Annotated in this window: 21 protein-coding genes; 8 read left to right on the top strand and 13 right to left on the bottom strand. The window is 45.6% G+C overall.

What is annotated here, in order from left to right; translation table 11 throughout:
- Window positions 1–164: 164 nt before the first annotated feature.
- Together DPF93_RS10830 and DPF93_RS10825 are read left to right on the top strand one after the other, a co-directional pair.
- Window positions 165–536, top strand: coding sequence for a PilZ domain-containing protein (locus tag DPF93_RS10830; RefSeq protein WP_114766185.1), 372 nt, complete (start codon window positions 165–167; stop codon window positions 534–536).
- 9 nt (window positions 537–545) lie between these two features.
- On the top strand, window positions 546–1,538 hold the full coding sequence (locus tag DPF93_RS10825) for a M23 family metallopeptidase (protein ID WP_114766184.1): 993 nt from the start codon (window positions 546–548) through the stop codon (window positions 1,536–1,538).
- A gap of 50 nt (window positions 1,539–1,588) precedes the next feature.
- On the opposite strand, the gene tyrA is transcribed toward DPF93_RS10825, so the two are convergent.
- Window positions 1,589–2,716, bottom strand: coding sequence for a bifunctional chorismate mutase/prephenate dehydrogenase (gene tyrA / locus DPF93_RS10820; RefSeq protein ID WP_114766183.1), 1,128 nt, complete (start codon window positions 2,714–2,716; stop codon window positions 1,589–1,591).
- 22 nt (window positions 2,717–2,738) lie between these two features.
- Window positions 2,739–3,812, bottom strand: a complete 1,074-nt coding sequence (locus DPF93_RS10815; protein WP_114766182.1) for a 3-deoxy-7-phosphoheptulonate synthase — start codon at window positions 3,810–3,812, stop codon at window positions 2,739–2,741.
- Window positions 3,813–4,056: 244 nt separating this feature from the next.
- On the opposite strand from DPF93_RS10815, the gene DPF93_RS10810 reads away from it, so the two are divergent.
- Window positions 4,057–5,730, top strand: coding sequence for a sensor histidine kinase (locus DPF93_RS10810; RefSeq protein ID WP_114766181.1), 1,674 nt, complete (start codon window positions 4,057–4,059; stop codon window positions 5,728–5,730).
- A 9-nt stretch (window positions 5,731–5,739) separates the two neighbouring features.
- A complete protein-coding gene (gene btsR, locus DPF93_RS10805; protein ID WP_114766180.1) occupies window positions 5,740–6,459 on the top strand; it encodes a two-component system response regulator BtsR in 720 nt (239 codons plus the stop codon).
- 60 nt (window positions 6,460–6,519) lie between these two features.
- On the opposite strand, the gene nagZ is transcribed toward btsR, so the two are convergent.
- Complete coding sequence (nagZ, locus tag DPF93_RS10800) at window positions 6,520–7,506, bottom strand: beta-N-acetylhexosaminidase (protein WP_114766179.1); 987 nt, start codon at window positions 7,504–7,506, stop codon at window positions 6,520–6,522.
- 100 nt (window positions 7,507–7,606) lie between these two features.
- On the opposite strand from nagZ, the gene DPF93_RS10795 reads away from it, so the two are divergent.
- Both DPF93_RS10795 and murQ read left to right on the top strand, forming a co-directional pair.
- A complete protein-coding gene (locus tag DPF93_RS10795) occupies window positions 7,607–8,722 on the top strand; it encodes an anhydro-N-acetylmuramic acid kinase (protein ID WP_114766178.1) in 1,116 nt (371 codons plus the stop codon).
- Between the two features lie 21 nt (window positions 8,723–8,743).
- On the top strand, window positions 8,744–9,670 hold the full coding sequence (gene murQ / locus DPF93_RS10790; RefSeq protein WP_114766177.1) for an N-acetylmuramic acid 6-phosphate etherase: 927 nt from the start codon (window positions 8,744–8,746) through the stop codon (window positions 9,668–9,670).
- A gap of 53 nt (window positions 9,671–9,723) precedes the next feature.
- Here murQ and DPF93_RS10785 read toward each other — a convergent pair whose 3' ends face one another.
- Window positions 9,724–10,071, bottom strand: a complete 348-nt coding sequence (locus DPF93_RS10785; RefSeq protein ID WP_114766176.1) for a DUF2799 domain-containing protein — start codon at window positions 10,069–10,071, stop codon at window positions 9,724–9,726.
- Window positions 10,072–10,301: 230 nt separating this feature from the next.
- Between DPF93_RS10785 and DPF93_RS10780 the strand changes: the two genes are divergently transcribed.
- Window positions 10,302–11,786, top strand: a complete 1,485-nt coding sequence (locus DPF93_RS10780) for a carbon starvation CstA family protein (RefSeq protein ID WP_114766175.1) — start codon at window positions 10,302–10,304, stop codon at window positions 11,784–11,786.
- Between the two features lie 59 nt (window positions 11,787–11,845).
- On the opposite strand, the gene DPF93_RS10775 is transcribed toward DPF93_RS10780, so the two are convergent.
- The 7 genes from DPF93_RS10775 to murJ form a co-directional block, all read right to left on the bottom strand.
- Entirely contained in the window at window positions 11,846–14,626 is a 2,781-nt protein-coding gene (locus DPF93_RS10775) for a M16 family metallopeptidase (protein WP_114766174.1), read from the bottom strand.
- 260 nt (window positions 14,627–14,886) lie between these two features.
- The gene (ispH, locus tag DPF93_RS10770; RefSeq protein ID WP_164675350.1) at window positions 14,887–15,852 is read right to left on the bottom strand and encodes a 4-hydroxy-3-methylbut-2-enyl diphosphate reductase; all 966 of its coding nucleotides are present in this window, start codon (window positions 15,850–15,852) and stop codon (window positions 14,887–14,889) included.
- 23 nt (window positions 15,853–15,875) lie between these two features.
- A complete protein-coding gene (gene fkpB / locus DPF93_RS10765; protein WP_114766173.1) occupies window positions 15,876–16,307 on the bottom strand; it encodes an FKBP-type peptidyl-prolyl cis-trans isomerase in 432 nt (143 codons plus the stop codon).
- 154 nt (window positions 16,308–16,461) lie between these two features.
- Window positions 16,462–16,965, bottom strand: coding sequence for a signal peptidase II (lspA, locus tag DPF93_RS10760; RefSeq protein WP_114766172.1), 504 nt, complete (start codon window positions 16,963–16,965; stop codon window positions 16,462–16,464).
- Between the two features lie 194 nt (window positions 16,966–17,159).
- Window positions 17,160–19,988, bottom strand: coding sequence for an isoleucine--tRNA ligase (ileS, locus tag DPF93_RS10755; RefSeq protein ID WP_114766171.1), 2,829 nt, complete (start codon window positions 19,986–19,988; stop codon window positions 17,160–17,162).
- A gap of 64 nt (window positions 19,989–20,052) precedes the next feature.
- On the bottom strand, window positions 20,053–20,988 hold the full coding sequence (gene ribF / locus DPF93_RS10750) for a bifunctional riboflavin kinase/FAD synthetase (RefSeq protein ID WP_114766170.1): 936 nt from the start codon (window positions 20,986–20,988) through the stop codon (window positions 20,053–20,055).
- A 114-nt stretch (window positions 20,989–21,102) separates the two neighbouring features.
- Entirely contained in the window at window positions 21,103–22,665 is a 1,563-nt protein-coding gene (gene murJ, locus DPF93_RS10745) for a murein biosynthesis integral membrane protein MurJ (protein WP_114766169.1), read from the bottom strand.
- Window positions 22,666–22,924: 259 nt separating this feature from the next.
- Here murJ and rpsT point away from each other — a divergent pair, with 259 nt between their 5' ends.
- A complete protein-coding gene (gene rpsT, locus DPF93_RS10740) occupies window positions 22,925–23,185 on the top strand; it encodes a 30S ribosomal protein S20 (RefSeq protein ID WP_075651474.1) in 261 nt (86 codons plus the stop codon).
- Window positions 23,186–23,254: 69 nt separating this feature from the next.
- Here the strand turns inward: rpsT and DPF93_RS10735 are convergent, their stop codons facing one another.
- Both DPF93_RS10735 and nhaR read right to left on the bottom strand, forming a co-directional pair.
- Window positions 23,255–23,563, bottom strand: coding sequence for an ArsR/SmtB family transcription factor (locus DPF93_RS10735; protein WP_114766168.1), 309 nt, complete (start codon window positions 23,561–23,563; stop codon window positions 23,255–23,257).
- 119 nt (window positions 23,564–23,682) lie between these two features.
- Window positions 23,683–24,573 carry a transcriptional activator NhaR gene (gene nhaR / locus DPF93_RS10730; protein ID WP_114766167.1) on the bottom strand — a complete coding sequence of 297 codons (891 nt, stop codon included), beginning with the start codon at window positions 24,571–24,573 and terminating at the stop codon, window positions 23,683–23,685.
- Window positions 24,574–24,878: the final 305 nt, after the last annotated feature.

Here is a 24,878-nt window from a genome sequence, read left to right as displayed (position 1 = left end):
TGCTTGAAATTTGTTCAAAGGCCGCTAATATAGCGGCCTTTCTTGTATACGAATTGCATACTGAAAGCGCAAGGTCGACCTTCATCACTAAGTTTAAAGAATTCCACATGGTATAAGGAAATATTCTGTTAAGCTGAGGAAAAGGATTTGAAAGAGAGCCTAGTATGATTGAGCGCCGTCGATTTTCCCGCATCGTATATCAAGCATTGGCAACCGTTTCGCAAGGTGAAAACAGTGTTGAAGCGAGTGTCAAAGACCTCTCTCTGCATGGTTTGCTGCTAAGTTGCCCGCAGAGTGATGTGCTGAACAAAACCCAAGTAATTACAGTTAAGTTTCAGCTCCCAGAAAGCGACATTACTATTGAACTCGAAGGAAGGATTGTCAGTGAAGAGCGCGAATTAACCCGCGTAATTATTGAACATATTGATATCGATAGTATTAGTCATATAAAACGCATTATTGAACTCAATGTTGGAGATGATCAGCTACTGCATCGTGAAATCGAGCAACTATCGGATCTAGCGGAATTTTCGTAACACAGCTGTATGTCTCAAAAAAAAATAACCATTACCATTCCTACTGGTAAAGAAGCACAACACTTCTCTATCAGTAGAAAAGCTTTACTCTTTTCAATTGCTGCCAGTTTTACCGTCATCGGCTCGACCATGGCTTATATCCATGTCAACCAAAGCCAAATTACTGAATTAAATCAACAGCTCGCACTCTCGCAAGAGAAAAGTGCCACATTAGAGCAGCTTTATGCTGAGCAAATGGATGCGACTCATACCCTCTCTCAAGAATTAGAGCAAAAGCGCGATCAACTGCATGTACTCGGTAAACGAGTTTACGACGTGGAAAGCGTACTTGGTTTATCTGACGAAGCGCCACTAGATGAGCAAAATCTGGAACATCGTCTTGATGCGGCAGCGGTTGACTCTGCGGTTCGCGCAACCATGTTTCGTATGATCCCAAATGACTCACCATTGGATTACAATCGCATCTCATCTTCTTATGGTCGACGTACTAACCCAATCACAGGCAAACGTCATACGCATACTGGGATTGATTTAACTTGCGACCGAGGCACGCCGATCGTCGCGCCAGCAGATGGTGTTATCGAGACCGTGCGCCCAAGTAAAAAAGGCTTTGGTAACTTCTTAACCCTGCGTCACTCATTTGGCTTTATGACTTCTTACGCTCACTTGCAGCAGTTTAAAGTCAAAAGTGGTCAGTTCGTATCTAAAGGCGAAGTTATTGCAACCTGTGGTAATTCGGGTAACTCCACCGGACCGCACTTGCATTATGAAGTGCGCTTTTTAGGTCGCTCACTTAACCCGCAATACACCATGGATTGGACTCCTGATAACTTTAACTATCTATTCGAAAAAGAGAAAAAAGTTAAATGGGCTCCCTTAGTGAAACTGATCGATGACAATGTGCGCCTGCAGGTTAATTTAACTAATAATCCCTACACGGATGACTCAGTCGATACGGTGCAAAATGACGCCAGTGCAGAGAGCCACCTCTCTACTCAATAGTAAAAAAGCTGCCTTAGGCAGCTTTTTTCATTTGGGCATAACTGAATGTGTTAACCGCGATGAATTGCATCATTGGCTTGTTTCAACAAGTTCTGGCTTTCAACCATAAACTGCTGTGAGTAATCACCAAACCAATCACTGACTTGGTTAAAGTTATCAATGAAGCTCTGTTTGTCTTGGCTATCTAAGATATCTAACGCTTGACCGAAACGTTGATGGAAGCGCTTGATCATCTCAATATTCTCTTGTGAAGAAAAAATGATGTCGCCGTACAGATTCGGATCTTGTCCAAACAGACGCCCTACCATCGCTAATTCTAAACGGTAAATTGGTGAGCTTAGTTGTAACAGCTTATCAATGCTTGGGTTTTCTTGACTCAGATGCAAACCGTAAGCAAAAGAAGTGAAGTGGCGTAATGCTTGAATAAGGGTCATACCATGATCATGCTCACTGGCATCAATCTGGCACAGACTCGCACCCCAAATAGCAAACTGCTTTAATAGCCACTGGTAATGCTCTTCTCCTCGACCATCGCAGTAAACAATAACCTGCTTAGCAAGGCTTGGCACATCAGGTCCAAACATTGGGTGCAGACCAACAACTGGACCTTGATGCACGCGCATCATCGCCTCTAGTGGCTTAGATTTAATTGAGGTCAAATCACACAAGATACAATCACTTGGCAGGTTACCCAGCTTCTCAATCACCCCTTGGGTTAGGTGAATAGGCACGGTAACCACCACCAGCCCTGCACCGTCAAGGATTTCATCTGCGCGGTGCCAATCTTGACTACCCAGCACCTTCACTTGATAGCCTGATAAGCTGAACATACGACCGAACAAACCACCTAATTGACCTTTACCACCGACAATCACGACTGAGCGCAATTCTGGATTCAAGCACTTAAAACCTGAGTCTTTTTCACTGGCATAAGACTCGCGCATCGTGCGGCGTAAAATGTCTTCAATCAACTGCGGTGGCACACCCATTTTCTCCGCTTCCGCGCGGCGAGAAGCAAGCATTGCCGCTTCGCGATCCGGCGCATAAATCGGTAAGCCATGCTCACTTTTCACCTCACCAACTTGCTCAACCAACGCTAAGCGCTGAGCCAACAAATTGAGGATCTGCTTATCTACCGCATCAATCTGATCACGCAGGTGGTTTAACTGTTCAGCCATGAATATCCCTATACCTTACTACTTAAGCTTGTAAACGATCTTGTAAGAATGGCACTAAAGCTTCGTGCGCATGACGCAATAGTGTCTCAGTTGTTTGCCAATTAATACAGGCATCTGTGATAGAAACACCGTATTGCATCTCACTTAGCGCTAAATCTGACGATTGGTTGCCTTCATTAATATGGCTTTCAATCATTAAACCAATAATCGATTTATTGCCTTCACGGATCTGGTGAATCACATCTTCAGCAACCAGCGGCTGACGGCGGTAATCTTTACGTGAGTTAGCATGGCTACAATCCACCATCAATGAAGCATCTAAGCCCATTTTTGCCATCTCTTCTTCACACTCAGCCACTGACACTGAGTCATAGTTCGTCTGCTTACCACCACGTAAAATCACGTGACCGTTAGGGTTACCTTGCGTTGTCAGCAGTGCCACTTCGCCCTCACGGCTAATACCCATAAAGCGGTGGCTAGAAGAAGCCGCTTGCATCGCATTAACTGCGGTCGCGAGGTTGCCATCAGTGCCATTTTTAAAACCAATCGGCATCGACAAGCCACTGGCCATTTCACGGTGAGTTTGTGATTCTGTTGTTCGAGCACCAATCGCCGCCCAGCTAAACGTATCCGCTAAGTATTGCGGGCTAATTGGGTCCAGCGCTTCGGTTGCCAACGGAATTTCCATCTCGGCTAATTCCACCAGCAATTGACGCCCCACATGCAGACCATGTTCGATATCAAAGCTACCATCAAGATGAGGGTCGTTAATTAAGCCTTTCCAACCGACTGTGGTACGTGGCTTTTCAAAGTAAACTCGCATCACGATGTAGAGCTGATCGCTCAGTTGTTCAGAGAGTTGTTTAAGTCGACGCGCATAATCCTTAGCCGCTTCCACATCATGAATAGAACAAGGACCACACACTACCAGTAGGCGATGATCTCTTTTGTGAATAATATCGGCAATTTCTTGACGAGATTGCTGAATAAATCGACGTGCACTGTCACTCAATGGTAACTTTGCCTTCAACTCATCTGGCGTAATCAGTACTTGTTCATCAATGATGTTGATATTACTCAATTCACTTTTCTGCATAATCGACACTCTGTAAACTTTTTGTTACACCTTAAATTCCATTTCATTAAGGCACTGCTTAGCCATTAAGATAACAGGCATGATTAATAATTCAACCGTAAATTAAAATAAACATCAGCGTAAATTTTAATTTACAGCGCTATTTTTATCACGCTTAAATACAAATCTATACCGAAAGCATGTTTTCTCACTAGCAAAGTCTTTAGAATAGGCATAAACCAAGCAAGGAAATAGGTTGAGCAACATGGATTTGATCCTCTCGCTACTGCAGCAAATGTGCGTCTATTTAGTGCTCGCCTACATGTTGAGCAAGACGCCTATATTTCTCCCGCTACTTAACATTTCGCACCGCCTTAGTCATAAAGTCGCGATTTATGTCCTGTTCTCGCTTTTCTGCATTTTAGGTACCTATTTTGGTCTACAAATCAATGATGCAATTGCCAATACGCGCGCCATCGGTGCCGTGATGGGAGGACTATTTGGTGGACCTGTGGTTGGATTTTTTGTCGGCTTGACGGGTGGCTTACATCGCTACAGTTTAGGCGGCTTTACCGACCTTGCTTGTGCCATTTCTACCACTGCCGAAGGATTGATTGGCGGATTGCTACACACCTATCTGGTTCGACGTGGCAAAGGCGCCTTACTATTTAGCCCAAGCATCGTATTTGCCATCACTCTATTTGCTGAAATCGTCCAAATGGCGATTATTCTGCTGGTTGCCAAGCCATTTGATCAGGCTTATAGCTTGGTATCTGCTATCGCCGCGCCGATGATCATTGCTAACTCAATCGGCGCGGCACTGTTTATGAGTATTCTGCAAGATCGTAAAACCATTTTCGAAGAGTACTCGGCGACGTTTTCTCGCCGGGCGCTGAATATTGCCGAGCGGTCGGTCGGCATTCTCGCCGCTGGTTTTAACACCCATACAGCCGAACGTATTGCGCGAATTGTGTATGAAGAGACCAACGTTGGCGCGGTCTCGATCACTGACAATGAAAAAATATTAGCCTTTGTCGGCATTGGTGATGATCACCATAAACCTGAAACTCCTATTTCTTCGCAAAGCACCTTAGATGCGATTAACCAAGACGACATCATCTATCTTGATGGCAAAGACAAGCCTTATCAATGCTCGATATCGCATCATTGTAAGTTAGGTTCTGCACTGATCATTCCACTGCGGGCGGGTGATAAAGTGATTGGTACGATTAAATTATACGAGCCAAAGCGTAAGCTGTTTTCCACCATCAATATGTCGATGGCTGAGGGTATTGCTCAGTTGCTTTCAAGTCAGATTTTGTATGGTGAGTTACAACAGAAACAGTCACTGCTGGCGCAAGTGGAAATCAAATTGCTTCATGCGCAAGTAAACCCGCATTTCTTATTTAATGCCCTCAATACCATCAGTGCTGTGGTGAGACGCGATCCGAGTAAAGCACGTGAACTCATCCAGCATTTATCGCAGTTCTTCCGCAGTAACCTTAAGCAAGATATCGAAGAGGTCTCGCTGCAAGATGAGCTTGAGCACGTTAATGCTTACCTCACCATAGAAAAAGCGCGCTTTACTGATCGACTCGAAGTCGAGATGGATATTGACCAAGCCTGGATGGCGCGCAGATTGCCAACGTTCACGCTGCAACCCTTGGTGGAGAATGCGATTAAACACGGCACTTCACAACTGCTTGAAGGTGGCGTGATCCGTATTTACAGCCAAGACGTTGAGCAAGGCTGTAAAATCACCGTTGAAGATAATGCTGGCAGTTACCAAGCGCCAAAACAAGATCATGAAGGACTTGGCATGCAAATCGTCGCCAAACGTCTCACTAATAAATTTGGCAACATCGGTCAACTGACTATCGAAGTTGAACCAAATCAATATACGAGAATGAGCTTTATCATTCCCCATCAAGATCGTTAAGGATAAATCATGCTTTCCGCTTTAGTGATAGATGATGAACTGTTTGCTCGCGAGGAACTGAGTGAGCTACTTGAAGAAACCGGACACATTACCGTTCTCGATCAAGCCAGCAATGCTATTGAGGGTTTAAAGAAGATCAACCAACTTAAACCCGACGTGGTGTTTCTCGATATCAACATGCCGCAAATCACCGGAATTGAGCTTTTGGCGATGTTAGACCCAGATATTCAAACCCGCGTGGTGTTTGTCACTGCCTACGACCAGTTTGCCGTGCAAGCGTTTGAAGAAAACGCCTTTGATTATCTGCTCAAACCAGTCGATACCAAGCGGCTCAATGTCACCATTAATCGCTTGCTTAAATCCGAGCAGAAAAACCTGCAACAATACCAACCGATCGCACCACCAAGCTTAGACCAGGTGCCGTGTATCGGTTTAAACCGCATCGTGATTATCCCGACCAAAGATATTGAGTTTGCCTATAGTGATATCAGTGGCGTGCATGTGCAAACTGCTGAACAAGTGGCGACCTGCCAACTGACGCTAAAAATACTGGAAGAAAAAACGCCGCTGGTACGCTGTCATCGCCAGTACTTAATCAATATTAAAGCCATCAAAGAGATCAAACTGCTGGAAAACGGTTTAGCGGAAATTGTCTCAGCAAGCGGTCACCCTATTCCTGTCAGCCGCCGCTATCTGAAAACCCTCAAAGAGCTACTCGGGTTTCATTGATTGATACGCAGAGTCGATAGCAAAAGAGCCACTAAAGTGGCTCTTACTTCATCTGCGCTATTAGCAGTCGAGAATACATTTCATCGCCTCTGACGCTTCACGCCATTTCTCGCTGCGCTGCAATTCGCTTAAGGTAAAAGATTGCTGCTTAAGCAAATGCGTCGCTTGCGGGCACTCAAGGATCGGTAAGTTATCCAGCACTTCCACCTGCCCAGCACGGTTGTTGCACAGCAGCAACATATCACAACCTGCCACCAGCGCTTGCTGTGAACGTGCCGCTGGACCGCCCATGATCGCCGCCCCTTCCATATTCAAATCATCAGAGAAGATAATACCTTTAAAGCCCAATTGCTCACGCAGTACTTTCTTGAGCCAGAACTGAGAGCCACTGGCGGGCTGATCATCATATTGCGAATAAATCACATGAGCAGGCATCATCGCATCAAGCGTACCGGCATCAATCTGCGCTTTAAAAATCGCCATATCCTGCTCAAGAATGCTCTGACGCTCATCGTAAGGCGTCTCTAAATGCGAGTCAGCAATTACCCCACCGTGACCCGGGAAGTGTTTACCTGTCGTCGCCATGCCAACAGATTTCATGCCTCGCATATAAGCGCTGCTGTGACGCATTACCGTATCGATATCCTCGCCAAAGGCGCGATCGCCAATCGCTTTACACTCAAAGCCTTTATCCAAAACCGGTGCAAAGCTTAAATCAATATCGTGCGCGATCAATTCTGCTGCCATTAGCCAACCGCCTAATTCTGCCATGCGCTCACTTTCGTTTTGCTCTGCATATAGCTTAGCTGCGGGAATGCGCGAAAAGCCGTCACGAAAACGTTGCACGCGCCCGCCTTCTTGATCAACACCAATCAAAATAGGTCGTTTTGCTGCTTTGCGAATTTCATTGGTCAGCGCGATTAGCTGTTTGCTGTCATGATAGTTGCGAGAAAATAAGATCAAACCACCTACGGTTGGATGCTGTAAAATTTCTCTATCTTCTGCGGTTAGCTCATACCCAGCAACGTCGACCCACAACGGACCCATAATTTCTCCTAATTACGCACTAATTTCGCTTTGGCTTTGAGGTTATTCTGATTATTCTAGGTTTACAACGGATAAGTGAGCCTAATGGTAAAAATTGGATATGAGTACAAAACAGCGCTTTATTGGAGTGATGTCTGGCACCAGCATGGATGGCGTCGATACTGTATTGGTTGAAATAGCAGGCAACGATATTACCCTACTCGCCTCGCTTGATTTCCCATTTCCTGAACCACTTAAACAGCGCTTATTGGCGATTTGTTTAGGTCAGCCAACCAACCTTGCCGAAGTGGGCGAATTGGATCATCTACTAGGTCACTTATTTGCAGATGCCGTAAACGCTCTGCTTGCCCATGCCAATTGCCCAGCTAGTACAATCAGCGCGATCGGTAACCATGGGCAAACCGTATTCCATCGCCCTGATGGGGAAGCGCCATTTACCATCCAACTTGGTGACGCCAATATCATCGCCACTAAAACCGGTATCGATACGGTTGCCGATTTTCGTCGCAAAGATATGGCACTTGGCGGTCAAGGTGCTCCATTGGTGCCCGCTTTCCATCAATCTATTTTTGCTGCCAGAGAGTCGAGCGTGGTGGTGCTTAATATTGGTGGAATAGCCAACATCTCGGTGCTGCGCCCTGATCACCCCGTGATTGGTTACGACACTGGACCTGGCAACATGCTGATGGACGCGTGGTGCGTTAAGCATCAACAGCACAAGTTCGATAAAGATGCCCAATTTGCCTTGCAAGGGGAAGTTAGCCATGAGCTACTCAGCGTGCTGATGAGCGAGCCTTACCTTGAGCGCTCCGCACCAAAAAGCACCGGACGAGAGTTGTTTAACCTGCCTTGGTTAGAGCAGCACTTAACACGCTTTACTTTAAGCGCGGAAGATGTCCAGCGAACCCTGTGTGAATACAGCGCCATCACTATCGCCAATGAGGTCAGCCAATATCAGATCGGCTCTCAGCCAGAACTGCTGGTGTGTGGTGGCGGTGTGCATAACCCTTTATTGATGTCACGCCTTGCCGAGCTACTTCCACAATGGTCAGTTATGCCAACCGATAACAAAGGCGTCGATAGTGACAATATGGAAGCGATGGCGTTCGCTTGGCTTGCCCAGCGCCGCTTACACAATTTACCAAGCAACTTACCTGAGGTAACCGGCGCAAGCCAACTCGCCTCTCTTGGCGTGCTTTACTTTGCAGAGCAATAACACTGAGGAATAACGCAATTTATGACTAACGATGCTTTAATCGCCGCACTCGCTCATCTCGTTTCTGAGGGTAGAAACCCAGAAACAATGGATATTGATCTGCTTTCATCTCTCGATATCGTTAAACGCATTAACCAACAAGATAAACAAGTGCCACTGGCAGTTGAATTGGTGCTACCGGAAATTGCTCAAGCGGTAGATAAAATCACCGAGGCATTTAAAAATGGTGGGCGCTTGGTCTATCTGGGCGCTGGCACCAGTGGTCGTTTAGGTGTACTCGATGCTTCGGAGTGCCCGCCAACCTTTGGCGTATCAGATAAAATGGTGATTGGTTTAATTGCTGGCGGACCAGAAGCCATTCTAAAAGCCAAAGAAGGAGCAGAAGACAGCTTTGAGTTAGGCGAGCAAGATCTGCAAAGCATTCAATTTAACCACAAAGATGTGGTGGTCGGCATCGCAGCTAGTGGCAGAACGCCCTATGTGATTGGTGCGCTGCGTTATGCTAATCAGATCGGCGCCACCACTGTCGCGCTCTCTTGCAACCCAGATTCAGCGATTGCCGAAGAAGCGCAGATTGCCATAAGCCCTGTCGTTGGACCGGAAGCCTTAACTGGCTCAACACGCTTAAAATCGGGCACCGCCCAGAAACTGGTGCTGAATATGCTGACAACGGCCAGCATGATCCGTATCGGTAAGAGCTATCAAAACTTGATGGTCGATGTCAAAGCGACCAATAAAAAGCTTATCGCACGCGCCGTGCGTATTGTTATGCAAGCGACAGAATGTGACAAACAGACAGCATCTGAGGTGCTGGTACAAACCGAGTACGAGGTGAAGTTGGCGATTCTAATGATCCTAACCAATATGGATTTGCCTACAGCAAAAGCGCAACTGGCTGCCAAAGAGGGCTTTTTGCGCCGTGCGGTTGAAGATCACCAAGCTAAATAACCGATAAAATAAACAAAGGCTTGGTACGCTAGCCAAGCCTTTGATTGCATCACTTAGTAAGTATTGCGTGAATCAGCCCAACCACGCTGCCACTCCATACGAAAACGTTGTGCATCTTCTGTTCCTTCACATACACCGTCGTAATATTGCCCTGATAAACCAATCTGGTAGGCAACATCTGGGTTACAGTATTCATTTACCCCAGTTAGATAACCTTGGTCATAATCCGCAATATTAACGTTACTCATCTCGGTTAACTCACGCATGCTACGGGCGGTATTACCCGTAACGCCATCTTGGTAGCCAACTTGATACCAATCACCGGCTTTAGCCATTTCTTCCACACTGCTGGCACAACCTGTCAGCCCGACTAGCAACATAACGCTAAGTAGCTTTTTCATTCTTTTTCCTTGTGATTTGCTTAGCAAGTTCATTAAACAACTTACCCTGCGTGTTTGTTCTAGTTTAACCACTTCTTTTGTAATTTGACCACTTAACTTAATGCAAAACCACTTAAATGGTGAAATCGCCACTTAAACTCGCATACGACCACTCGCCGCAAATGCGGATGAATCTAGACTGGCAACTCTTTAGTATGCATGGTGAATTCTATGCTCAGGGGACAATAGCTATGTTGTGGTTTTTAACTTGTGTCGCTGCACTAATCGGCGGTTACTTTATTTATGGCGCCTTTGTTGAAAAAGTGTTTGGCATCAACGAAAAACGTCAAACACCGGCACACACCAAAACGGACGGTGTCGACTACGTGCCAATGTCGACCAAAAAAGTTTACCTAGTTCAACTGCTAAACATTGCTGGTGTGGGTCCGATCTTCGGTCCAATCATGGGTGCGCTATACGGCCCTGCTGCGATGTTGTGGATTGTGATTGGCTGTATCTTTGCTGGCGCAGTGCATGACTACTTCTCGGGCATGCTATCAGTTCGCAATGGCGGTGCTTCAGTACCAACTATCACAGGTCGTTACCTAGGCAATGGCGCAAAACACTTTATGAACATCTTTGCCATTGTTCTACTGCTTCTTGTGGGTGTGGTATTCGTTTCAGCACCAGCTGGCATGATCACTAACCTTATTAATGACCAAACCGACTTCACTGTTAGCATGACAGCCATGGTTGTGGTGATTTTCGCTTACTACATCATCGCGACAATTGTACCGGTTGATAAAATCATTGGCCGTTTCTACCCACTATTTGGTGCACTGCTGATCTTTATGTCGGTCGGTCTAATGACTGCGGTTGCTTTCTCAACTGAGCACACTGTAATGGGTGATTTCCAAGTCACCGATATGTTCAGCAATCTAAACCCAAATGATATGCCATTATGGCCAGCGCTATTTATCACGATTGCTTGTGGTGCTATCTCAGGCTTCCACGCGACGCAATCTCCTTTGATGGCGCGTTGTATGGAGAACGAGAAAAACGGTCGTTTTGTCTTCTACGGGGCAATGATTGGTGAAGGTGTTATCGCGCTTATCTGGTGTGCTATCGCTCTGTCTTTCTTCGGCTCACTAGAAGCGCTGCAAGAAGCGGTAAGCAACGGTGGTCCAGGTAACGTAGTATACGCATCATCATTTGGTCTACTGGGTGTGTTTGGCGGTGTAATCGCTTTCCTAGGTGTGGTGATTCTACCTATCACTTCAGGTGACACTGCATTTCGCTCTAGCCGCCTGATCCTAGCTGAGTACTTCAACATGGAGCAGAAAACACTGCGTAACCGCCTTCTAATGGCTGTTCCCCTGTTCGTTATCGGCGGCATCTTAACTCAAGTAGATTTCGGTATTATCTGGCGCTACTTCGGTTTTGCTAACCAAACCACAGCAGTAATGATGCTTTGGACAGCTTCAGCATACCTACTGCGTCACAACAAACTGCACTGGATCACCTCTATCCCAGCGGTGTTTATGACAACAGTGTGCGTGACCTTTATCCTTAACAACAGCTCGCTTGGCTTTGGCCTGCCAATGCAAATCTCGACTATCGCTGGCGTGGTATTCGCAGTCGCTGTACTGGGTTACGTTATCAAAACGTCAAAAGGTAAAGGTGAAACTGAACTGGCTGATGAAGAGAAGCCAACCGGCAAGGTTGAAACCGCATAAACCTCACATTGGATATAGTAAGCAAAAGGCTCCGTAAGGAGCCTTTTTTATCATCGCATCTATTGCACCGGAGTTAATTGCGCCGGAGTTAAGATCGCATCCATTTGTTTGGCACTATCACCAAACGCCCATTTTGCCCGCTGCTGCATATACTCAAGATCGATACTTTGCGCAGTTTGTTCAACATCAAGCAACGCCTCAATCCCGTAGCCATGGATCAAATAACGACTGTAAAACCAACTACGTTGAAACGGGTCCTGCTCCAATGGTTTTAAGCCACTAATAAGCTGCTTCGCCGCGGCATCTAGCTCTTGTTGAGTGATTGACGCACTCAAACCATCCAGCAACTTATTTAACTGCTGCTGAACTATTGGCACATCTTGAGGCGTGACATGGGTATAGATCATCCAATCCGAGGCTGACTCACCATCTTGGATTACTGGGTACATTTCTGGTGCGTAATCTAAGCCTGCTTCTTCTCGTACTTGCTGGTATAAGCGCATATTACTGATCTTACTCAGCATATCTTCAGCAAACGTCGCTTTAGCGGTTCTAGGTTGTGGACTAGCATTGATAATACGTTTGAGCACGACCACCGAATCTTCATTAAACGCTGCCACTTCGAGTTCAGGCTTAGGGTTGAGGTTGTAGCCATTGCCGAGGTTGAGCTCATTGTTCGGCTGTAGCTTAAATGCGATAGGCGCAATGTATTTAACGAGCAATGGCGCAAGTTGCTCAGGCTCAATATCAGCCACGATCACCAGTTTGCTATTGCGACTATAACCAAACAAAGTGTCGTGCACTTGCTGCAATTGCTCAACAGTCACACTCGCCAATTCACCATTAGAGATAAAGCGATGACGGCTATCCGATAAATAGGTGTTGTTATTGATGGCGCGTTCAAACTGACCTTGAGGTGATTCAAGGTATACACGGTTGTCTTGAAAGACTTGCTGTTTCACTGCCTCTAGCTGCCTTGCTGCCAGATTTAGTTCGGTGACGATATTGTAAATGACGTTAAATGCAACTGGCAGGCTGTCAACAGCAGAGTCTGCTTCCAAGCCATGCTGCGTCAGGTTGATATAAGGGAAAATCGCTACGCCTTGCTTACGCAAAAAGCGGTCTAACTTCGCCCCGTTAAACTCACCAAGCCCGCTGCGCACGGCTGTGTCCACCAGAAGCTGACTTGCAGCATATAGCTCTTTAGGTAACGCCGCTTTTCCGCCCTGACTGGCGTACTGAATGTAAGCGCGCTCACCAGCCTGAGGATCTTGTTGGAACCAAACTTCGAGACCATTACTCAGTTGCCAAACCGTAAAGTTTGCTTCGCGATCAACACGCGAGAGAATTTTACCGCTTTGGCTAGGTTGCAAAAATTCCTCGATAACCTTGTCGTTCTCTACCGGCTTTGCCCCTTGTTTGGCATATGCCGCAGGTAACTGTGCTAATCGAGCTTCAACAAAGCTCTGCTCTTCGCTTTGCGCTTTCCCCATTACCCAAGTTATCTCTGAAGAGAGCAAAGCGTCTAGGTTGCGATTGACCCGCTTCAGATTTACATAATCAATAAACTTCTGCAGAGTCTTGGCATGGTTGAGCTTATCTTGCACGATTTCCCCGCTATCCAATTCCAGCACTTTATTGCTGGCATAATAGGGCGGCTTATGTGCTTGCCAAGTCGCATCGAGATTATTCAATGTTGCTTGATAATCAACTAACACACTCTCCAGTTCATTTTGCGTCACGCCAAAATCACGCAAAGAACGCAGTGTCGCAAGAAAAATAGTTTCGACCGTTGCTCGCTGCTGTGGGGCAAACACCACCTCACCAGCAGAAAATCGGTCATGATGAATCCATTGCGTAAAGGTATTCACCTTTTGCACTGGCACCGCTGACTCGCTAAATGCTGCGCTTAGACGCTGGCGAATCAACGCTTGGCTAACCTCATCAAGCCATAACTGATGCAACTGTTTTTGCTTGGTAATGCGGTCGCTAGCATTTCGGTCAATAACATAAAAAAGCGTTGGCGATTGGTTATCACCGATGGTGAACACATTCGAAGCTAGATCATAGTTAAACTTGCGCTGCTTGCGTGTCGGCGCATCGCCATTACTGACCCAGTTGGAAAACTGCTGTTGAAGTTGCTGTGCCAGCACTGCCGCGTTGACATCACCAACCACGATAAGCTCGGCATTATGTGGCTGATACCACTTTTGATAGTAGCTTTTTAGCCCAGCAACGGTCGCTTGTTGCACCGATTGCTCGCTACCGAGAGGATCAGCATCAGCAAGTACACTGTCGCCAATTAGCTTCAAGTAAGCTTTGGTATAGAGATCTTGGTTTTCCGGTCGGCTAAAGCGAAATTCACCTAAAATTGCCCCTTTCTCTTTTTCGACTTGTTGAGCATCAAAGTTAATCCCATCGGCAACATCTCTCATCCAAGTCAGACCGGTATCTAGTTGAACTTTACTTGCCAAATCCAGTTGATAAACCGTCGTTTGATAGCCAGTAAAGGCATTGATATCAGGTCCAAACTGCTTACCACTTTGCTCGATAATCTTAATAATGTCATTGCCGGCAAAGTTGCGGCTGCCATTAAAAGCCATATGCTCAACAAAATGTGCGTAGCCCTTTTGCTGCTCATTCTCTTGTAAAGAGCCAGCGTGAATGACCAGTCGAATTGAAACCTCAGAATCATCAGTTGGGTAAATGTGATACTTAAGCCCATTTTCTAGCGTGCCTGTAACCCAGTTAGAGTCAGCTTTCAGCTTTTTCGCGTAAGTAGGATTAGATACTCCTAAAACAACAAAAAACAGTAACATCCATATACGTATTAATTGCATTAATCTCTCCTGCCATATTTAACGCGGTTCACTATAACGAGGCGCGATGAATATTTGAGCAGCGAAAAAGAAGTGTTGAGCAATAACTCAACGCAGTTCACGCAATATAAAACAATAACAAGATTATAAATTACAAGGTGTAAGCGGATATTAAAAAGCCGCAACACATAAGTGCAGCGGCTAAGGATTTTGACTGAGTCTTACTTCGAAAAGCTAGCTTAGAGAAACTAGCTTTCAAAAACTGACTTGGAAAGGCTTGCTTAATCGACCTGCTTAATCTGCAGCTCTTTTGGCACTTCGAAGAACATATTCTCTTCGCGACCAGTGACCTCTTCGACCGAGCGTGTGCCGACTAACTCTTTAATGCGTTCCATGATCTGATTAACCAGCTCTTCTGGAGCCGATGCACCCGCAGTCACACCAACTTTACGCTTACCTGCAAACCATTCGGTTTGAATGTCTTCTGGGCAATCAGTCAGATAACCTGGCGTACCGAGCTTTTCAGCAAGTTCTTTTAAACGGGTAGAGTTTGATGAGTTCTTCGAACCAACTACGATCACCACATCAACATTGGTCGCGATTTCACGTACCGCATCTTGACGGTTCTGCGTTGCGTAGCAGATATCATCTTTGCGCGGTCCTTGAATCTCCGGGAACACGCGGCGCAGTTCTGCAATCACATCTGCGGTTTCATCGACAGACAGCGTGGTCTGGCTTACGTAATGAAGTTCTGTTGGGTCTTTGACCACATCTAGCAGCTTCTCGACATCTTCTGGTTTCTCAACCAAGTACATACCGCCGGTTTCGCTGGCGTATTGCCCCATAGTGCCTTCAACTTCTGGGTGACCAGCATGACCAATCAGCACCACTTCCATATTACGACGGCTCGCACGCGCGACTTCCATATGAACTTTGGTCACCAATGGACAAGTAGCATCAAATACCGTTAGCGCACGCTTTTTCGCTTCTTGACGCACAGCTTGTGACACGCCATGAGCCGAGAAAATCACAATATTGTCATCAGGCACTTCGTGTAGCTCTTCGACAAACACCGCACCACGCTGCTTCAGCCCTTCGACAACAAAACGGTTATGCACCACTTCGTGACGAACATAAATCGGTGGCTGATACAGTTCCAAAGCGCGCTCTACGATGCTGATGGCACGGTCGACGCCGGCACAAAAACCACGCGGGTTAGCTAACAGGATTTTCATTTCATTGCTCATGGGGTGTTTTCTTCTTCGGGGCGTTATTCTACTGACAAAATTTCAACTTCAAAAGTCACATCTTGTCCTGCTAGAGGGTGGTTAAAGTCAACCGTGACTGAATCGCCAGCAATCTCGGTAATAATACCAGGGATCTCCATACCATCCGGACCACTAAATGCCATAATCGTGCCTACCTCTACTTCAGCATCACCGACAAACTTGGCGCGATCCATATAATGAACATTATCTGGGTTTGGCATGCCAAACGCATCAGCAGCAGCGAGTTCTATCGCCTTATTGTCACCCGCACTTAAGCCAAGTAAGCATTGCTCGAAATTATCACTTAGGCTGCCATCGCCAATCACTAATTTCGCGGGCTTACCCATATTATGGGTGCTATCGGCAACCGAGCCATCTTTCATCTTAATGGTAAAGTGAAGAGTTACAGTAGAGTCTTGGACTATTGATGTCACGATACAGCTTCCTTGTGGTTATTATTATGACGAGATACACCATCTCTATTTGATTGTTCTAACTCTCTGCCGCAGACAGTTAGTTGGAAATTATAAGCAGATATATAGAAAAAACGCTGTCGAATCAACAGACAGCGTTTAGGGTTATTCACTTTTATGCGGTAGTTTTTTCTTTACTCAGAAAACCATCTAGAATAATCATCGCCGCACCGATACAGATAGTCGTATCGGCTAGGTTAAATACTGGCCAATGATACTGACCAATATAAAAGTGCAGATAATCGACCACATAACCATGCACGATACGGTCAAATACGTTACCAATCGCACCGCCGATAATCATCGCATAAGCGATATTGTTCCACTTCTCTTTGGCTGGCAGTTTACTCATCCAATAGGTCAACATTGCCGTTACCACAAAAGCGATACTGGTAAAAAACCAACGTTGCCAACCTGGTTGATCACTCAAGAAGCTAAAAGCAGCACCATAGTTATGAGCATAAGTGATATTGAAAAATGGCAACACTTCAATACTTTGCCTTAGCCACATATTGTCCATAACAAAGAGTTTAATCGCGATATCAGTAATAAAGATTATCAACGCTAGTAATAACCAACGTACCCCAGATTCTTTCAGTGTTAGTGCTTTTTCACTCATCTCGTTACCTAAAAACAACCCCAGTAAATACTGGGGCTGCTTAGTGATTAAAAAGTTCAATCTTTGCTTGGCTTATTCAAAATTATTGGTTTGTAGCTAGGCGATAGGTTTGCGAAGCCCCTGAGCATAGATAACTATGAGATGGGGTAAGCAAACGCTGTCAACAACGCGACAAGACCAAGAATGAAGAATAATTATGCGAAGTGGCGCACTTCACCTTCACCATCAATGTTCGACACACAACGACCACACACTGTCTCGTGACCTGCGATTGTGCCTACATCTGGTGTGTGGTGCCAACAACGGTCACACTTCTCAGCTTCCGTCGCTTTCACTTCAACAAACAGACCTTCGATTTCTGTTGCTTTCGCTGCGTCTGATTTCTCGCTTAGAGGCTTCACTACCGCTGCTGAAGTTAGCAATACGAAACGTAGTTCATCTTCAAGCTTGTTGATTTTCGCCGCTAGTGCATCATCTGCAAACAGAGTAACTTCAGCTTGTAGTGCACCACCGATCACTTTGTCAGTACGCGCAGCTTCAAGCAGTTTGTTCACGCCACCACGAACTTTTTGGATTTCAGTCCAGAATTCGTTGTTTAGCTCTTCGCCTTCAGCCAGACCAAATAGACCATCGAACCACTCACCAGTGAAGACGAACTTGTCGCGTGCACCCGGCATTTCGTTCCAAATCTCATCTGCTGTGAACGACATGATTGGCGCCATCCAACGAACCAGAGCTTCTACGATGTAGTAAAGCGCAGTTTGACAGCTGCGTTGTGCGTGACCACCCAGTTTCGCTGTGTATTGACGGTCTTTGATCACATCTAGGTAGAATGAACCCATTTCTACTGAACAGAAGTGCATCAGACGCTGCATTACTGCGTGCGTGTTGTACTCATCGTACGCTTTAATGATCTCTTCTTGCGCAGCTAGTGCACGACCAACAGCCCAGCGATCTAGCGCTACCATCTCTTCTGCAGCAACAAGATCCGTTTCAGGGTTGAAACCGTTCAAGTTTGCTAGGAAGAAACGCGCTGTATTACGAATACGACGGTACGCATCTGCCGAGCGTTTTAGGATTTCGTCAGAAACCGCTACTTCACCAGTGTAGTCAGTTGATGCAACCCATAGACGTAGAATGTCGGCGCCTAGCTTGTTAGTCACATCTTTTGGTGCAACCACGTTACCGATAGATTTTGACATCTTACGACCGTGACCATCTACCACGAAGCCGTGCGTTAGCACTTGCTTGTATGGTGCTTCGTCTTTCATCGCGATCGATGAAATTAGAGACGATTGGAACCAACCACGGTGTTGGTCTGAACCTTCTAGGTATAGGTCAGCACTGTGACCGTTGAACTCTTCACGAGCGTCAACAACCGCAGAGTGAGTGACACCTGAGTCAAACCATACGTCTAGCGTATCGAGTACTTTTTCGTATTGGTCAGCGTCATCGCCTAGCAGTTCTGCGTTATCCACATCCCACCAAGCTTGAATACCTTTTTGCTCTACTAGCTGTGCTACTTTTTCAATTAGCTCTAGTGAGTTAGGGTGCAGTTCAGCTGTCTCTTTGTGTACGAATAGAGCGATTGGCACACCCCATGTACGCTGACGAGAGATACACCACTCAGGACGACCTTCGATCATACCTTCGATACGGCTTTGACCCCATTCAGGCATCCACTGAACACCTTTGATTGACTCTAGTGCTTTAGCACGTAGACCCGCTTGATCCATTGAGATGAACCATTGTGGTGTTGCACGGAAGATGATTGGTGTCTTATGACGCCAGCAGTGTGGGTAGCTGTGCTCGTAAGCGTGGTGGTGCAGTAGCGCACCCGTTTCTTTTAGTTTTTCGACTACCGCATCATTTGCTTTGAATACGTGTTGACCAGCAAATAGCTCAGTGTCAGGTAGGTAAACACCGTTTGAACCTACTGGGTTAGCTACTTCTAGACCGTATTTTTGACCAACTGCGAAGTCTTCTTGACCGTGACCTGGTGCTGTGTGAACCACACCAGTACCTGAGTCAGTCGTTACGTGATCACCAAGGATCGCTGGCACGCTGAAATCGTAGAATGGGTGGTTGAACTGAGCAAGCTCTAGGTCTGCACCTTTAGCAAAACCAAGGTTGTGGAAGTGTTCGATACCCGCACGATCCATAACTTCTTTCGCTAGCTCAGAAGCCACGATGATACGCTCAGGGTTGTCGCCTTCAACTTGGATTAGTACGTACTCTAGATCATCACGTAGACATACTGCGCGGTTCGCTGGTAGTGTCCATGGTGTCGTTGTCCAGATAACGATAGATACGTCACCGTGACCTTCATGACCTTCGTTTAGAGCAAATTTCGCCAGTACAGCTGCTTCATCAGCGGCTTTGAAGCGCACATCGATAGACGGAGAAACTTTATCTTTGTACTCAACTTCCGCTTCAGCAAGTGCGCTGCCACAGTCAGTACACCAGTGAACTGGTTTGAAACCTTTTAGTAGGTGACCTTTGTCGGCAATTTTACCTAGCGCACGGATAATGTTTGCTTCAGTAGCAAAATCCATAGTGCGGTATGGTTTATCCCACTCACCCATGATACCAAGACGCTTGAAGCTCTCTTTTTGACCTTCAACTTGACCCGCCGCGTATTCACGACATTTTTCACGGAACTCAGCAGCCGTTACTTTTTGTCCTGGCTTGCCTACTTTCTTCTCTACCATTAGTTCGATAGGAAGACCGTGACAGTCCCAACCTGGAATGTATGGTGCGTCAAAACCTGAAAGTGTTTTGGATTTAATAATAATGTCTTTAAGAATCTTGTTTAGTGCGTGGCCAATGTGAATGTCACCGTTCGCGTATGGAGGACCATCGTGTAACACGAATGACTTTTTGCCTTTCTTAGCTTTACGGATTTCACCGTAAAGATCTTCTTTGTACCAACGCTTAAGCATTTCTGGCTCGCGTTGTGCCAGATTGCCGCGCATTGGAAACCCTGTTTCAGGTAAGTTCAGGGTATCTTTATACTCACTCATCGATTCTTAATTCCGTTATATTGGGCGAAAGTTAGACATTATGTTAATCGGTGGAATAAACCGATTAATTCTTAAACTGACGCAGCCACACCCTTGCTGCCTCAGCATCCAATTCTATTTGCTGTTTAAGCGCTTCGAATGAGTCAAATTTATGTTCATCACGAAGTTTTTCTAGAAGTACGATTTCTAGCTGCTTGCCATATAAATCGCCTTGAAAGTCGAACAAATGTACTTCTAGCTGTTGGCGAACTCCATTAACGGTAGGTCTTTGACCTATGTTCGCCACTCCTCCAATCGCTTGCTCACCAAGCCCTAGAGCTTGGACAACGTAAACACCTGAAACTGGTGATACGCAGCGTTTGAGGGGAATATTTGCTGTAGGAAAACCAATGGTTCTGCCTAATTTGCGACCATGAGAGACGCGACCACTGATACTGTAGCCACGACCTAACATCTCTGCCGCCGCAGGTAAGTCATCTTCGGCGAGGGCGTTACGAATTGCGGTACTGCTAACGCGCAATTGCTGTAAACAGAAGCTCTGGGTGCTGACCACCTCAAAACCATACTCTTTACCCGCCTGCTGCAGCATTGCAAAATTGCCTTTGCGCCCACGACCAAAACAAAAGTCATCTCCCACTACGAGAAACTTAACACCCAATCGCTTGACCAACAAGTCAGTAATAAACTCCTCAGCCGTTAGATTGGCGAAATAGGGGTTAAAACTAACACAAAGCAAGCGATCTAAATGAAGTTTGCTTAATTGCACAAACTTGTCTCGCAAACGCGTTAAACGCGCTGGGGCTTTTTCTTTTGCAAACAACTCCAATGGCTGTGGCTCAAACGTCATCACCATCGAAGGCAAACCTAAAGCTTGCGCTTGATGCGACACTTGCTCAAGCACTGCTTGGTGCCCTAAATGAACACCATCGAAGTTTCCTATGGTAAGCACACAACCTTGATGTTGCGGCAAAATATTGTGAATACCTCGGATCAATTCCATTGGGAGTTGCTTAATGCCTTTTATTTACACTGCGTGAAACCGACGGATTATATACTAATCCTAATACCCAAGTAACCTCAATATTCTTGGTTCAACGAGAATAACTGGGATGCCCTACTCTGTCGCTGCTTTTAAATCTTTTAAACGCACGCCTAAAACAAGAAGGCAAATTAGATAAACGCCGGCGCCTAAACCAATCAGTGCCGCTAGCCACATTACGCGTTCACCAAAGCTCCAAGTTAGCCAAACACTCATCTCTTCTAACTGCCATAAAATCGCCGCCACCATTGCACCACCAGCAATAACCAAGCGAGCAATAAACATCAGCGTCTTCTTACTAATTTGATACACCCCTTGCAGATGCAGCCCTCTATATAATAGAGACATGTTGACTAAAGCAGACAACGCGGTTGCCATCGCGAGGCCAACATAACCATAAAAGTAGGCAAAGATGGCATTAAAGCCCATATTGGTCACCATGGCGATGATGCCGTACTTCACTGGCGTTTTGGTATCTTGGCGTGAGTAGTAACCCGGAGCGAGAACTTTAATCAACATAAAGTTCAGTAGCCCTGATGAATACGCCAATAAAGAGAGTGAGGCTTGCTGTACATCGTGAGGCGAAAACTCACCGCGCATAAACAGCACCATCAACATAGGTTTAGCCAACACCATCAAACCCAACATCGCAGGCAAGCCAAGCAGCATCACCATACGCACGCCCCAATCCATAGTATTAGCAAAACCTTCACTGTGCGCATCGACGTGTTTACGTGACAGTGCTGGCAAGATCACCGTCGCTATCGCAATGCCAAACAGACCGAGGGGGAACTCAAGTAAACGGTCTGAATAGTAAAGCCAACTGATTGAGCCAGTTTGTAGGAAACTGGCAATAAAGGTATCCAACAACAAGTTGATTTGGCTTACCGACACGCCAAACAGAGCCGGAATCATTAGCGTGCGAATTTTTACCACGCCAGGATCGCGCCAACCCCATTTAGGTTTGACCATCACACCCGCTTTAATCAGGAAAGGTATTTGGAACAAGAATTGCACCAAGCCACCTAAGAAAACACCGATCGCTAAACCAATTTCCGGCTGCGCCAACTGCGGAGCGATAAACCATGCAGAGAAGATGATCATCACATTGAGAAAGACAGGGGTAAATGAAGAGACGGCGAATTTACCTAAAGTATTGAGGATGGCACCAGATAGAGCGACAAAGGTGATAAACCATAAATAAGGAAAGGTAATTTTGAGCATAAAGCTCGCGAGCTCAAATTTGCCTGCTGAGGGACCATCATTGAGCCAATCTAAAAACCAACCGAAACCAAATAAAGCGGTCACCACGCCGGAGCCTAAAATGCCCAATAAGGTAACAATAGAGACAATAACACCTAATGTACCCGACGCCTTGGCAATCAACTCACGCGTTTTGTCCATATCGCCAGCGGCATGGCTTTCGGTTAAAACAGGTACAAATGCTTGTGAAAATGCGCCTTCAGCAAATAGGCGGCGTAAGAAGTTGGGGATCTTATTGGCAAAGAAAAACACATCTGCGCTTGCCCCTGCCCCCATTAAATTCGCAACGACCACATCTCGGACTAAGCCTAAAACGCGAGAAATCAATGTCATTGCACTGACAATCATGCCAGATTTGAGCAGACGTTTACTCACAATTACCTCAAATATCAGCCATACTGCGTTGTTCCGCCCGATTAGATGAAGGAAAGTCGTTTTCTAGGCAGATAAGTATTAGCATTAAAAAAAGAATACTGATAGAATCCCCGCCATCTTAACCGCGATGACTCGTCGAATCCAAAAATTGTTTGGCTCAGACTGGTTTTTGCACAAATCATTTGACATTTGGGTGCAAATAGGGGATATTCCCTGCCCTTAAATTGTCACCGAACTAAAGTTTTTGGGAGTTAGACCCTTGGCAAATAGTAAATCTGCTAAGAAGCGCGCTATCCAAGCTGAGAAACGTCGCCAGCACAACGCTAGCCGTCGTTCTATGATGCGCACTTACATGAAGAAAACTGTTGCTGCTATCGAAGCAGGCGACAAAGAAGCTGCAACTGCTGCATTCGCTGCAGTTACACCAATCCTAGACCGTATGGCGACTAAAGGTCTTGTTCACAAGAACAAAGCTGCTCGTCATAAGTCTCGTTTCGCTGCTGCAATCAAAGCTCTATAATAGAACTCTGATTTCCAGTGAAGAAAAAACCGGCCTTGGCCGGTTTTTTTATATCTATAATTTGCTGTTTTAAAGCGAACTGACTGGCTGACAATATAAATTGTGCAGCAAATGGATCAACGCTTTGACCTCTTCACTGCTTAACGTGTAATAGACCGTTTGCGCTTCTTTGCGTGTGACCACCAAGCCATCGCGACGCAGCCAAGCTAAATGTTGTGATAATGCAGACTGACTCAGTTCGAGCTTACTACATAACTCTCCTACAGATAGCTCTTGGTTGTGCAACATACACAAAATCTGTAGCCGTCTTTCATTTGCCATTGCTTTCAACAGCACTACTGCTTGAGCTGAATTTTTCTCCATCTCTTGCACATTCATAAGTAAGCCTCCTTGGAACAACAAAACATCTCACGAAGTTTTGAGGCTGCATCAGTTTAAATTTTATACACTTAGCTGCTTACAAATGTTAATCGATTTAATTCAAGCTGTAAAAGACCTTAGTTAAATAGTTTACTAAAATCCGCATCACATACGTTTTTCACTGCAGGATGTTGGATCATTCGCTCGGCAAAAATAACGTAGTACTCTTCTTTTAACTCATCAATATGCCCAAGCAACTGTAAAGCTTGGTCTTCCTGAATCTCTTTGCTGTATAGCGTGGGGGCTAAGAAAATCACATCATCGTGATAACGTGCAAACGCCTTCATCAGCGCCACGTCATCAAACTCGCCGAGAATGTCGACGGTAATGCCTTGGCGATCAAACCATTCAATCACCTTACGCCCCATTGCCGTTCGGCTGCCGGGGATCAAAAGCTTACGCTGCTCTAAAACCTCAGGAAACTTCACTTTCTCAACTTTCCCCGAGCAAAAGAAGCTCATGCTGCTTTCACCGAGCTTTTTACTAAACAAACCCGGGCTTTGGCTCGAATCCACCGGGCAATCAGACAAAATCATATCCAGCTTATGTTGCGCCAATTGCTCCAATAACATTTCGTGGGTTGACTCAAAGCAGCGCAAATGAATGCTGTTATCTTCTGGTACTGTGGTCATCAAGATTTTACTGACCAAACGCTTTGATAGTGCATCCGCGACACCAACATCAAATAAGATATTGGAATGTTGGCTGTAATTGACAATATCAAGCATCTCATAGCTCAAACCAAACATACGATCTGCATATTTGAAAACGAGCTGTCCTAACTCGGTTGGCTCCACACTGCGTCCATTACGTTTGGTTAACTTACCATCAAGGCGATCTTCCAGTGCTTTTATCTGACCAGTGACCGTCTGCGGAGTAAGAAAGAGCGCATCGGCAGCTTTTGTTACCGATCCTTGTTTGCAGACCATCCAGAAATAGTAGAGGTGGTTGTAATTTAGATGAGACATGATGTGTTTTGCTGTTCAATTGATATAGGTAATTTATAACAAAAGCCCAAGATGACAACAATAACTCGAAAAAACCGAGACAATAACAGCAAAACAAATTGTTTTACCTACATCTCAATTGCCTTTTATGACAGTCAATTGTCATAAAACCCGCTTCACTCTAACCAAAACCTGACTTTTCTGACATTTTTGTGACTGATTTCAACCCTAAGAAAATCCCTTAATTACCATTTTAAATCAATGAGTTAAATAATATGTAAAACAGAAATTACAGACATATCCGCTTACTAAACGAAAAAAAATCA

The sequence above is a fragment of the Vibrio rhodolitus genome, assembly GCF_003350325.1.
Lineage (GTDB): Bacteria > Pseudomonadota > Gammaproteobacteria > Enterobacterales > Vibrionaceae > Vibrio > Vibrio rhodolitus.
The sequence above is the reverse complement of the archived record's forward strand: the minus strand, read 5'-3'. Positions and strand labels throughout refer to the sequence as shown.

What these genes read in the sequence shown, in the direction of transcription:
- DPF93_RS10810 (WP_114766181.1), top strand. Translation starts at nt 4,057, where the DNA reads ATGGATTTGATCCTCTCGCTACTGCAGCAAATGTGCGTCTATTTAGTG.
- lspA (WP_114766172.1), bottom strand. Translation starts at nt 16,965, where the DNA reads ATGAGTGAAAAAGCACTAACACTGAAAGAATCTGGGGTACGTTGGTTA.
- DPF93_RS10780 (WP_114766175.1), top strand. Translation starts at nt 10,302, where the DNA reads ATGTTGTGGTTTTTAACTTGTGTCGCTGCACTAATCGGCGGTTACTTT.
- DPF93_RS10775 (WP_114766174.1), bottom strand. Translation starts at nt 14,626, where the DNA reads ATGCAATTAATACGTATATGGATGTTACTGTTTTTTGTTGTTTTAGGA.
- ileS (WP_114766171.1), bottom strand. Translation starts at nt 19,988, where the DNA reads ATGAGTGAGTATAAAGATACCCTGAACTTACCTGAAACAGGGTTTCCA.
- ispH (WP_164675350.1), bottom strand. Translation starts at nt 15,852, where the DNA reads ATGAGCAATGAAATGAAAATCCTGTTAGCTAACCCGCGTGGTTTTTGT.
- DPF93_RS10815 (WP_114766182.1), bottom strand. Translation starts at nt 3,812, where the DNA reads ATGCAGAAAAGTGAATTGAGTAATATCAACATCATTGATGAACAAGTA.
- DPF93_RS10785 (WP_114766176.1), bottom strand. Translation starts at nt 10,071, where the DNA reads ATGAAAAAGCTACTTAGCGTTATGTTGCTAGTCGGGCTGACAGGTTGT.
- ribF (WP_114766170.1), bottom strand. Translation starts at nt 20,988, where the DNA reads ATGGAATTGATCCGAGGTATTCACAATATTTTGCCGCAACATCAAGGT.
- DPF93_RS10795 (WP_114766178.1), top strand. Translation starts at nt 7,607, where the DNA reads ATGAGTACAAAACAGCGCTTTATTGGAGTGATGTCTGGCACCAGCATG.
- DPF93_RS10735 (WP_114766168.1), bottom strand. Translation starts at nt 23,563, where the DNA reads ATGAATGTGCAAGAGATGGAGAAAAATTCAGCTCAAGCAGTAGTGCTG.
- nagZ (WP_114766179.1), bottom strand. Translation starts at nt 7,506, where the DNA reads ATGGGTCCGTTGTGGGTCGACGTTGCTGGGTATGAGCTAACCGCAGAA.
- murQ (WP_114766177.1), top strand. Translation starts at nt 8,744, where the DNA reads ATGACTAACGATGCTTTAATCGCCGCACTCGCTCATCTCGTTTCTGAG.
- tyrA (WP_114766183.1), bottom strand. Translation starts at nt 2,716, where the DNA reads ATGGCTGAACAGTTAAACCACCTGCGTGATCAGATTGATGCGGTAGAT.
- nhaR (WP_114766167.1), bottom strand. Translation starts at nt 24,573, where the DNA reads ATGTCTCATCTAAATTACAACCACCTCTACTATTTCTGGATGGTCTGC.
- DPF93_RS10825 (WP_114766184.1), top strand. Translation starts at nt 546, where the DNA reads ATGTCTCAAAAAAAAATAACCATTACCATTCCTACTGGTAAAGAAGCA.
- DPF93_RS10830 (WP_114766185.1), top strand. Translation starts at nt 165, where the DNA reads ATGATTGAGCGCCGTCGATTTTCCCGCATCGTATATCAAGCATTGGCA.
- btsR (WP_114766180.1), top strand. Translation starts at nt 5,740, where the DNA reads ATGCTTTCCGCTTTAGTGATAGATGATGAACTGTTTGCTCGCGAGGAA.